General features: G+C 61.4%; 9 protein-coding genes. All 9 read left to right on the forward strand.

Going from position 1 to position 10574, the window contains the following annotated elements:
- Positions 1-36: 36 nt before the first annotated feature.
- On the forward strand, positions 37-966 hold the full coding sequence (arcC, locus tag HX817_RS01190; protein ID WP_177036757.1) for a carbamate kinase: 930 nt from the start codon (positions 37-39) through the stop codon (positions 964-966).
- Between the two features lie 18 nt (positions 967-984).
- Positions 985-1347 carry a DUF5064 family protein gene (locus HX817_RS01195; RefSeq protein WP_003220051.1) on the forward strand — a complete coding sequence of 121 codons (363 nt, stop codon included), beginning with the start codon at positions 985-987 and terminating at the stop codon, positions 1345-1347.
- Positions 1348-1469: 122 nt separating this feature from the next.
- Positions 1470-2978, forward strand: a complete 1509-nt coding sequence (locus HX817_RS01200) for a sigma-54-dependent transcriptional regulator (protein ID WP_087692648.1) — start codon at positions 1470-1472, stop codon at positions 2976-2978.
- A 402-nt stretch (positions 2979-3380) separates the two neighbouring features.
- Entirely contained in the window at positions 3381-3764 is a 384-nt protein-coding gene (gcvH, locus tag HX817_RS01205; protein WP_003220049.1) for a glycine cleavage system protein GcvH, read from the forward strand.
- A 10-nt stretch (positions 3765-3774) separates the two neighbouring features.
- On the forward strand, positions 3775-6621 hold the full coding sequence (gcvP, locus tag HX817_RS01210; RefSeq protein WP_102369778.1) for an aminomethyl-transferring glycine dehydrogenase: 2847 nt from the start codon (positions 3775-3777) through the stop codon (positions 6619-6621).
- 141 nt (positions 6622-6762) lie between these two features.
- Positions 6763-8139 carry an L-serine ammonia-lyase gene (locus tag HX817_RS01215; protein ID WP_003220047.1) on the forward strand — a complete coding sequence of 459 codons (1377 nt, stop codon included), beginning with the start codon at positions 6763-6765 and terminating at the stop codon, positions 8137-8139.
- A 39-nt stretch (positions 8140-8178) separates the two neighbouring features.
- Positions 8179-9309 carry a glycine cleavage system aminomethyltransferase GcvT gene (gene gcvT / locus HX817_RS01220; RefSeq protein WP_177039669.1) on the forward strand — a complete coding sequence of 377 codons (1131 nt, stop codon included), beginning with the start codon at positions 8179-8181 and terminating at the stop codon, positions 9307-9309.
- Positions 9310-9699: 390 nt separating this feature from the next.
- Positions 9700-9912, forward strand: coding sequence for a cold-shock protein (locus tag HX817_RS01225; RefSeq protein WP_003220045.1), 213 nt, complete (start codon positions 9700-9702; stop codon positions 9910-9912).
- Between the two features lie 95 nt (positions 9913-10007).
- Complete coding sequence (locus HX817_RS01230; RefSeq protein WP_003220044.1) at positions 10008-10496, forward strand: RDD family protein; 489 nt, start codon at positions 10008-10010, stop codon at positions 10494-10496.
- The last annotated feature ends 78 nt before the right edge of the window (positions 10497-10574 follow it).

Raw genomic sequence — 10574 nt, forward strand, 5'->3', positions numbered from 1 at the left:
TGTTCACAACGCTGGATTCTGGAAGGACAACCTTATATGCGTATCGTCGTTGCACTGGGCGGCAACGCCCTTCTGCGCCGTGGTGAACCCATGACCGCAGACAATCAACGGGCCAATATCCGCATCGCCACCGAACAGATCGCCAAGATCCACAAAGGCAACGAGCTGGTGATTGCCCACGGCAATGGCCCGCAAGTGGGCCTGCTGTCGCTGCAGGCTGCCGCCTACACCCAGGTTTCACCTTACCCGCTGGATGTGTTGGGAGCCGAAACCGAAGGCATGATCGGCTACATCATCGAACAGGAACTGGGCAACCTGCTGGACTTCGAAGTGCCGTTCGCCACGCTGCTGACCCAGGTCGAAGTCGACGCCAAGGACCCGGCCTTCCAGCACCCGACCAAACCCATCGGCCCGGTGTACTCCAAAGCCGAAGCGGAAAAACTGGCCGCTGAAAAAGGCTGGGCGATTGCCCCCGATGGCGACAAGTACCGCCGCGTGGTGGCCAGCCCACGGCCAAAGCGGATCTTTGAAATCCGCCCGATCCAGTGGCTGCTGGAAAAAGGCAGCATAGTGATCTGCGCCGGCGGCGGCGGGATTCCGACGATGTATGGCGAAGACGGCAAGCTCAAGGGCATTGAAGCCGTGATCGACAAAGACCTGTGCTCATCCTTGCTGGCCGGACAACTGGACGCCGATTTGCTGGTGATCGCCACCGACGTCAATGCCGCCTTTATCGACTTCGGCAAGCCCACCCAGAAAGCCATCGGCCAGGCGCACCCGGACGAAATCGAAAAGCTCGGCTTCGCCGCCGGCTCCATGGGGCCCAAGGTCCAGGCCGCCTGCGAGTTCGCCCGCCAGACTGGCAAAACCGCAGTGATCGGTTCACTCTCGGACATCGAAGCGATTGTCCAGGGCAGCGCCGGCACCCGCATCAGTACCGCAAAACCTGGCATCACCTACCTGTGAAGTAGAGGAGAAACGCCTATGGCTACCTTTGAACCTGGTCACCTGCACATCGAACGCCACGCGCTGAACAAGGATGACTACAGCTACAACCTGTGCATCGACTACGAAGTCAGCCAGGACCCAAAGGAAGGCAAGGGAATGCTCTTCAAGATGCACGGCACGGTGCAGGGCAAGGAGCTCAAGGAAGAGTTCTTCCTGCCCAAGGACCAGTCGTTCGACTTCGCCCGGCAGGCGATGAACATCGCGCAGAAGTACGGCATGCCGAAGATTGCCGTGCTCAATGGCCAGATGCACAAGCAGTACGATTTGATGTTTGAGGATGTGCGGCATCAGCTGGATGTGAAGCCTGGGGATCCGGTCAAACCCGAACACCTCGAATAACCCGATTTCCCAGGCACCTACCATCAAATGTGGGAGCGGGCTTGCTCGCTCCCACATTTTGATCTCCATCTTCTCCAAGGCATACTTGCCACCTCTCGCTCGCCAGAACCCAAAACAGCCCCATGCGTATCCACGTCAGCTTCATCGACCGCGTCGGCATCACCCAGGAAGTCCTGGCCTTGCTCGGTGGGCGCAATCTGAACCTGGATGCGGTGGAAATGGTTCCGCCCAACGTCTACATCGACGCGCCAACCTTGAGTGCCGAGGTACTGGAAGAGCTGCGTGATGCACTGTTCAGCGTGCGCGGCGTGCAAGCCGTGACCGTGGTCGACATCCTCCCCGGCCAGCGCCAGCACCTGCAACTCGACGCCCTGCTCGCCGCCATGACCGACCCGGTACTGGCCCTGGACAGCGCCGGCAAGATCCTGCTGGCCAACCCGGCGCTGATCGCCTTGTACGGTCGCGAACCCGCCGGGGAAAGCATCAACGAACTGTTCGACGACCCAACCCTGCTGGCCACCCTGCTGGAACACGGCTTTCGCCTGGCCCTGCGGGAAATCAGCGTCAACGGCCAGACCCTGCTGCTGGACGCCACGCCGATCACCGACGCCGGCGCCCTGCTGACCCTGTACCAACCCAACCGCATCGGCGAACAACTGTCGGCGCTGCACCATGACCACGCCGAAGGTTTCGACGCGTTGTTGGGCGAGTCCCCGGCGATCCGCACCCTCAAGGCGCGGGCGCAACGGGTGGCGGCGCTGGATGCACCGTTGTTGATCCAGGGCGAGACCGGCACCGGCAAGGAGCTGGTGGCCCGTGCCTGCCACGCCATCAGCGCACGCCACAGCGCGCCGTTCCTGGCCCTGAACTGCGCGGCGCTGCCGGAGAACCTGGCCGAGAGCGAACTGTTCGGCTACGCCCCCGGCGCCTTCACCGGTGCCCAGCGCGGCGGCAAGCCGGGGCTGATGGAACTGGCGAACCAGGGCACGGTGTTCCTCGACGAGATCGGCGAGATGTCACCGTACTTGCAGGCCAAGCTGCTGCGGTTTCTCAACGACGGCAGCTTCCGCCGGGTGGGCGGCGACCGTGAGGTGAAGGTCAATGTGCGGATCCTCAGCGCCACCCACCGCGACCTGGAAAAGATGGTCAGCGAAGGCACCTTCCGCGAAGACCTGTTCTACCGCCTCAACGTGCTCAACGTCGAAGTGCCGCCCCTGCGCGAGCGCGGCCAGGACATCCTGCTGCTGGCCCGCTACTTCATGCAGCAGGCCTGCGCGCAGATCCAGCGCCCGGTCTGCCGCCTGGCGCCGGGCACCTACCCGGCGCTGCTGGGCAACCGCTGGCCGGGCAACGTGCGCCAGTTGCAGAACGTGATCTTCCGCGCCGCGGCCATTTGCGAAAGCAGCCTGGTGGACATCGGCGACCTGGACATCGCCGGCACCTCGGTGGCGCGGCAGAACGATGGTGAAGTCGACAGCCTGGAGCAGGCGGTGGAAGACTTCGAGCGCGGGTTGCTGGAGAAGCTGTATACCAGTTACCCGTCCACTCGCCAGCTGGCCAGCCGCCTGCAAACCTCCCACACCGCCATTGCCCACCGCTTGCGCAAGTACGGCATTCCCAACAAGCCCTGACTGACTGCACGCGATCAACATGTGGGAGCGGGCTTGCTCGCGAATGCGTTGGGTCAGTCAATACATTCGGCACTGACATACCGCTTTCGCGAGCAAGCCCGCTCCCACATTTGATCTACGGCGCCCTCAAAAGCGACCTCCGCCTGTACTGAAAGCGCTACAGTGGAACGATATCAATACACACCGTCCCAGGCATCGCCATGCAAGGCTTTGATCCTCATAGGCTTTTTTTCACCCGTCCAGCTGTAGCGATATCGCTACAGTCACCTTCCGAACATCACCTGCCATAATCAGTAACCAATTGTTTTATAACGATAAAAAAACATTGGCCGCAATTTTGCTAAGCAACTCCCCATTATTTCAATCCCGTCCACCAGACGAATCTGGCCCTGAGGAGTTTCCATGAGCGAGTTGCGCTTTACTGAAGATCACGAATGGCTGCGCGCCGAAGCCGACGGCAGTGTGACCGTGGGCATTACCGCTTTTGCGCAGAACGCGCTGGGTGATGTGGTTTTCGTGCAACTGCCTGAGCTGCAGTCCTACGACAAAGGGGCAGAAGCCTCCACCGTTGAATCGGTCAAGGCCGCCAGCGGCGTATACATGCCACTGGACGGCGAAGTCCTCGAAGTAAACGACAAGCTGGACGGCAGCCCCGAGCTGGTCAACGAAGACCCGATGGGCGAAGGCTGGTTCTTCCGCTTTAAACCGGCTGATGCCGACGCAGTAGCTAAGCTGTTGGATCAGGATGCGTATGACCGCCTGATCAAAGCCAACGCTGAAGCCTGAGGAGCGCGCCATGACTAATCTGACCACCGCCAACGAATTCATCGCCCGCCACATCGGCCCGCGCCAGGACGACGAGCAACACATGCTCGCCACCCTGGGCTTTGATTCCCTGGAAGCCCTGAGCGCCAGCGTGATCCCGGAGAGCATCAAGGGCACCGCCGTACTGGGCCTGAGCGATGGCTTGAGCGAGGCCGACGCACTGGCTTCGATCAAGGCGATCGCCGCCAAGAACGAGCTGTTCAAGACCTACATCGGCCAGGGCTACTACAACTGCCACACACCGTCGCCGATCCTGCGCAACCTGCTGGAAAACCCGGCCTGGTACACCGCCTACACGCCGTATCAGCCGGAGATTTCCCAGGGCCGCCTGGAGTCGTTGCTGAACTTCCAGACGCTGATCAGCGACCTCACCGGCCTGCCGATCGCCAACGCCTCGCTGTTGGACGAAGCCACCGCCGCTGCCGAAGCCATGACCTTCTGCAAACGCCTGAGCAAGAACAAAGGCAGCAACGCGTTCTTCGCCTCCGTGCACAGCCACCCGCAAACCCTCGACGTATTGCGCACCCGTGCCGAGCCGCTGGGCATCGACGTGGTGGTGGGCGACGAGCGTGAACTGACCGACGTCAGCGCCTTCTTCGGCGCCCTGCTGCAATACCCGGCCAGCAACGGTGACGTGTTCGACTACCGCGAACTGACCGAGCGCTTCCACGCCGCCAACGCACTGGTGGCCGTGGCCGCCGACCTGCTGGCCCTGACCCTGCTGACCCCGCCGGGTGAGTTCGGCGCCGACGTGGCCATCGGCAGCGCGCAACGCTTCGGCGTGCCGCTGGGCTTCGGTGGCCCGCATGCGGCGTACTTCTCCACCAAGGATGCGTTCAAGCGCGACATGCCGGGCCGTCTGGTCGGCGTCTCCGTGGACCGTTTCGGCAAGCCGGCCCTGCGCCTGGCCATGCAGACCCGCGAGCAACATATCCGCCGCGAGAAGGCCACCAGCAACATCTGCACCGCCCAAGTGCTGTTGGCCAACATTGCCAGCATGTACGCCGTGTACCACGGCCCGAAAGGCCTGACCCAGATTGCCAACCGCATTCACCACCTGACCGCGATCTTCGCCAAAGGCTTGGGCGCATTGGGCCTGGCGGTTGAACAAGCCAACTTCTTCGACACCCTGACCATCAAGACCGGCGCGCAAACTGCTGCCCTGCACGACAAGGCTCGCGCCCAGCGCATCAACCTGCGTGTGGTCGACGGCGAACGCGTTGGCCTGTCGGTGGACGAAACCACCTCCCAAGCCGACATCGAAACCCTGTGGAGCGTGTTCGCCGGCGGTAAAGCCCTGCCGGACTTCGCCGCATTGGCTGCCAGCGTTGAAAGCACCCTGCCGGCCGCGCTGCTGCGCCAGTCGCCAATTCTCAGCCACCCGGTGTTCAACCGTTACCACTCCGAAACCGAGCTGATGCGCTACCTGCGCAAACTGGCCGACAAGGACCTGGCCCTGGATCGCACCATGATCCCGCTGGGCTCGTGCACCATGAAGCTCAACGCCGCCAGCGAAATGATCCCGGTGACCTGGGCCGAGTTCGGTGCCCTGCACCCGTTCGCCCCGGCCTCGCAAAGCGCCGGCTACCAGCAACTGACGACCGAACTGGAAGCCATGCTCTGCGCGGCCACCGGTTACGACGCGATTTCCCTGCAACCGAACGCCGGTTCCCAGGGCGAATACGCCGGCCTGCTGGCCATCCGTGCCTATCACCAGAGCCGTGGCGAAGAACGCCGAGACATCTGCCTGATCCCGTCGTCGGCCCATGGCACCAACCCGGCCACCGCCAACATGGCCGGCATGCGCGTGGTGGTCACCGCCTGCGATGCACGCGGTAACGTCGACATCGAAGACCTGCGTGCCAAGGCTATCGAGCACCGCGAGCACCTCGCTGCGCTGATGATCACCTACCCGTCCACCCACGGCGTGTTCGAAGAAGGCATCCGCGAAATCTGCGGGATCATTCACGACAACGGCGGCCAGGTGTACATCGACGGCGCCAACATGAACGCGATGGTCGGCCTCTGCGCCCCGGGCAAGTTCGGCGGCGATGTATCCCACCTGAACCTGCACAAGACCTTCTGCATTCCCCACGGTGGTGGCGGCCCGGGCGTCGGCCCGATTGGCGTCAAATCCCACCTGACGCCGTTCCTGCCCGGCCATGCCGCGATGGAACGCAAGGAAGGCGCGGTGTGCGCCGCACCGTTCGGCAGCGCGAGCATCCTGCCGATCACCTGGATGTACATCAGCATGATGGGCGGCGCAGGCCTCAAGCGCGCTTCGCAGTTGGCGATTTTGAATGCCAACTACATTTCCCGTCGCCTGGAAGAGCACTACCCGGTGCTGTACACCGGCAGCAACGGCCTGGTGGCCCACGAATGCATCCTCGACCTGCGCCCGTTGAAAGACAGCAGCGGCATCAGCGTGGATGACGTGGCCAAGCGTCTGATCGACTTTGGTTTCCATGCGCCGACCATGTCGTTCCCGGTGGCCGGCACCCTGATGATCGAGCCGACCGAAAGCGAATCCAGGGAAGAACTGGACCGCTTCTGCGACGCGATGATCGCCATCCGCGAAGAGATTCGCGCGGTGGAAAATGGCTCGCTGGACAAGGACGACAACCCGCTGAAGAACGCACCACACACTGCTGCGGAACTGGTTGGCGAATGGAGCCACCCATACAGCCGCGAGCAAGCGGTGTACCCGGTGGCGTCGTTGATCGAAGCCAAGTACTGGCCGCCGGTTGGCCGGGTCGACAACGTGTTTGGCGATCGCAACCTGGTGTGCGCGTGCCCGTCGATCGAGAGCTACGCGTAACCTGATGTGGGAGCGGGCTTGCTCGCGAATGCGGAGTGTCAGTTGATACATCTGGTGACTGACCCACCGCTTTCGCGAGCAAGCCCGCTCCCACATTGGACCGCGTACATCCGATAAATAATAAGAAACCGGAGAACAACCATGTCTTTAAGCGTGTTCGACCTGTTCAAGATTGGCATCGGCCCCTCCAGCTCTCACACCGTCGGCCCGATGCGCGCTGCCGCTCGATTCGTCGAGGGACTGAAGCGCGACAACCTGCTGGGCGCCACCACCTGCGTCAAGGTGGAGCTCTACGGCTCACTCGGCGCCACCGGCAAAGGCCACGGCAGTGACAAGGCCGTATTGTTGGGCCTGGAAGGCGAGCACCCGGATACCGTGAACACCGAAACCGTTGCCGCCCGCCTGTTGGAAATTCGCGGCAACGCACGCTTGAACCTGCTCGGCGAACACAGCATTGCGTTCAACGAGAAAGAACACCTGGCGATGATTCGCAAACCCCTGCCCTATCATCCCAACGGCATGATCTTCCGCGCCTTCGACGCCGCCGGCTTGCAGATTCGCAGCCGCGAGTACTACTCGGTGGGCGGCGGGTTTGTGGTGGATGAAGACGCCGCCGGCCACGACCGGATTGTCGAAGACGCCACGCCCCTGACGTTCCCGTTCAAAAGTGCCAAGGACTTGCTCGGCCATTGCGCCACCTATGGGCTGTCCATCAGCCAGGTGATGCTGACCAATGAAAGCGCCTGGCGCCCGGAAGCGGAAACCCGCGCCGGCCTGTTGAAGATCTGGCAGGTGATGCAGGACTGCGTGGACGCGGGCTGTCGCAACGAAGGGATTTTGCCCGGAGGGCTGAAGGTCAAGCGCCGCGCCGCCGCGTTGCATCGCCAACTGTGCAAGCACCCGGAATCGGCGCTGCGCGACCCGTTGTCGGTGCTGGACTGGGTCAACCTCTACGCCCTGGCGGTCAACGAAGAAAACGCCAATGGCGGGCGCGTGGTGACGGCGCCCACCAACGGTGCGGCCGGGATTGTGCCGGCGGTGTTGCACTACTACATGCGCTTTATCCCGGGGGCCAGCGAAGACGGAGTGGTGCGCTTCCTGCTCACCGCCGCGGCCATCGGCATTCTGTACAAGGAAAACGCCTCGATCTCCGGCGCCGAAGTCGGCTGCCAGGGAGAAGTCGGCGTGGCCTGCTCCATGGCCGCCGGCGCCCTGTGTGAAGTGTTGGGCGGTACGGTTTCCCAGGTAGAAAACGCCGCCGAGATCGGTATGGAACACAACCTCGGCCTGACCTGCGACCCCATCGGCGGCTTGGTGCAGGTGCCCTGCATCGAGCGCAACGCCATGGGTTCGGTCAAGGCCATCAATGCGGTGCGCATGGCCCTGCGCGGCGACGGGCAACACTTCGTGTCCCTCGACAAGGTCATCCGCACCATGCGCCAGACCGGCGCCGACATGAAAAGCAAATACAAGGAAACCGCCCGTGGCGGTTTGGCGGTCAACATTATCGAGTGCTGACGCCTACAAGCGCGTCCGCACGTTTTTCAGGAGCTGAATATGTCCACCGAAACCCTGTTGAAAACCCCGTTGCACGCCCTGCACATCGAACTGGGCGCGCGCATGGTGCCCTTCGCCGGCTACGACATGCCGGTGCAATACCCGCTGGGCGTGATGAAAGAACACCTGCACACCCGTGAACAAGCCGGGTTGTTCGATGTGTCGCACATGGGCCAGATCCGCCTGACCGGCGCCGGTGCCGGTGCCGCCAAGGCCCTGGAAACCCTGGTGCCGGTGGACATCATCGACCTGCCGGTGGGCATGCAGCGTTATGCGATGTTCACCAACGAGCAAGGCGGCATCCTGGATGACCTGATGGTCGCCAACCTGGGTAACGACGAACTGTTCCTGGTGGTGAACGCCGCCTGCAAGGACCAGGACCTGGCCCACCTGCGCCAGCACATCGGTGACCAGTGCACCATCGAGCCACTGTTCGAGGAACGCGCCCTGCTGGCCCTGCAAGGCCCGGCTGCCGTCAGCGTGCTGGCGCGCCTGGCGCCGGAGGTCAAGCACATGACCTTCATGCAATTCGCACCGACCCGCCTGCTGGGCGTGGATTGTTACGTCAGCCGCTCGGGCTACACAGGCGAAGACGGCTTCGAAATCTCGGTACCGGCCGCGAACGCCGAGGCCCTGGCCCGCAGCCTGCTGGCCGAAACCGAAGTACAGGCCATCGGCCTGGGCGCCCGCGACTCCCTGCGCCTGGAAGCCGGCCTGTGCCTTTATGGCCATGACATGAACACCGAGACCACGCCGATTGAAGCCAGCCTGTTGTGGGCAATTTCCAAGGCCCGTCGTGCTGATGGCGCACGCGCCGGTGGCTTCCCGGGCGCCGATGCGATCTTCACCCAGCAACAAACCGGCGTCAGCCGCAAACGCGTAGGCCTGTTGCCACAGGAACGCACGCCGGTCCGTGAAGGCGCAGAAATCGTCGACGAACACGGCACCGTGATCGGCAGCGTCTGCAGCGGCGGTTTTGGCCCGAGCCTGGGCGGCCCGCTGGCCATGGGTTATCTGGACAGCGCTTTCATCGCACTGGATACCGAAGTATCTGCGTTGGTACGTGGGAAAAAGGTGCCACTACGTGTAAGTAAAATGCCATTCGTGCCACAACGTTACTACCGTGGTTGATTGACTGTTCCTATAAGTAACGCGGTTGCGTTAACGTGCACTAATCTGTAACGCAACCGCCACATTAAAGTGCATTGACGATAGTCAATGTTATGTTCAGTCACCTATAACAAGTGACGAATTCTATCGAATAAACGCGTTCCACATTGTGGGCAGAAGTGTAACGAGGCCGAGCAAAACCTGGGGTTTTGCCGGGGCTTGTTTTTTCTGTATTAGTTGGCGTAGAGTTTGCCCACTGTGTTTGCATGGGTCGCTTTGAACCTGGACCTGGGCAGTAGCCAAAGTTTGCTACAACCCGTTCGACGTCTCTTACTTTCCTGCAACCCAGCCCAGTACTCTTTCATGTGAAAGGGGCTGTCATTAATTTTTTTGCGTCAAGGAAATAAGAAAATGGCTGATCGTCAGAGCGGTACCGTCAAGTGGTTTAACGACGAAAAAGGGTTTGGTTTTATCACTCCAGAAAGCGGTCCGGATCTGTTCGTCCACTTCCGCGCTATTCAGGGCAACGGCTTCAAAAGCCTGAAAGAAGGCCAGAAAGTGACCTTCATCGCGGTGCAAGGCCAGAAAGGCATGCAAGCCGACGAAGTACAAGCAGAAGGCTGATCCTTGCTGCGACAAAAAGCCCCTGATATGACATCAGGGGCTTTTTTATGGGCGTTCTTCCGTAAAATGGCTTTTTTCCTGCCGAGAGCCATGCCATGTCGAAACACCTGCTGAGCCCCCAAGGCGAGTTTCCCGCCGTAGGCCTGGGCCGTCGTCTGGCAGCGATGTTCTATGACTTCCTGTTGTGCACCGCCCTGCTGATCGTCACGGCCTTCATCTACAAGCTGGTGTGGATGGGGTTTGTCGGTGAGGCCAAGCTGCGGGCGCTGTCTGAGTCTGGCGCGCTGGATGGTGATCCGCTGTTGTCGACGATTTTGTTTTTTGTGTTGTTTGGGTTTTTTGCCAAGTTCTGGACGCACTCGGGGCAGACCCTGGGGATGCAGGTTTGGGGGGTGCGGGTGCAGAACGCTGATGGGTCGCGGATTAGTCTGTGGCAGGCGTTGTTGCGGTTTGTGGTGTCGATTGCTTCGTGGTTGTGCCTGGGGCTTGGGTTTATCTGGTCGTTGTTCGACAAGCAGAAACGTGGCTGGCATGACATTTATTCGGATACGCGGTTGGTGCGGGTTCCGAAGAAAAAGAAGTAGGTTTTCAGGTTGGGGGCATATCCGTTGCTGCGGTTATGGCCGCTATTGGTTCCGCTTTTACAGCGGCTCACTTTTGAA

Origin of the sequence: Pseudomonas sp. C6002, from assembly GCF_013385805.1 — a bacterium.
GTDB lineage: Bacteria > Pseudomonadota > Gammaproteobacteria > Pseudomonadales > Pseudomonadaceae > Aquipseudomonas.

Coding starts and splice junctions, on each gene's coding strand:
- gcvH (WP_003220049.1), top strand. CDS start 3,381: ATGAGCGAGTTGCGCTTTACTGAAGATCACGAATGGCTGCGCGCCGAA.
- HX817_RS01230 (WP_003220044.1), top strand. CDS start 10,008: ATGTCGAAACACCTGCTGAGCCCCCAAGGCGAGTTTCCCGCCGTAGGC.
- HX817_RS01195 (WP_003220051.1), top strand. CDS start 985: ATGGCTACCTTTGAACCTGGTCACCTGCACATCGAACGCCACGCGCTG.
- gcvT (WP_177039669.1), top strand. CDS start 8,179: ATGTCCACCGAAACCCTGTTGAAAACCCCGTTGCACGCCCTGCACATC.
- gcvP (WP_102369778.1), top strand. CDS start 3,775: ATGACTAATCTGACCACCGCCAACGAATTCATCGCCCGCCACATCGGC.
- HX817_RS01225 (WP_003220045.1), top strand. CDS start 9,700: ATGGCTGATCGTCAGAGCGGTACCGTCAAGTGGTTTAACGACGAAAAA.
- arcC (WP_177036757.1), top strand. CDS start 37: ATGCGTATCGTCGTTGCACTGGGCGGCAACGCCCTTCTGCGCCGTGGT.
- HX817_RS01200 (WP_087692648.1), top strand. CDS start 1,470: ATGCGTATCCACGTCAGCTTCATCGACCGCGTCGGCATCACCCAGGAA.
- HX817_RS01215 (WP_003220047.1), top strand. CDS start 6,763: ATGTCTTTAAGCGTGTTCGACCTGTTCAAGATTGGCATCGGCCCCTCC.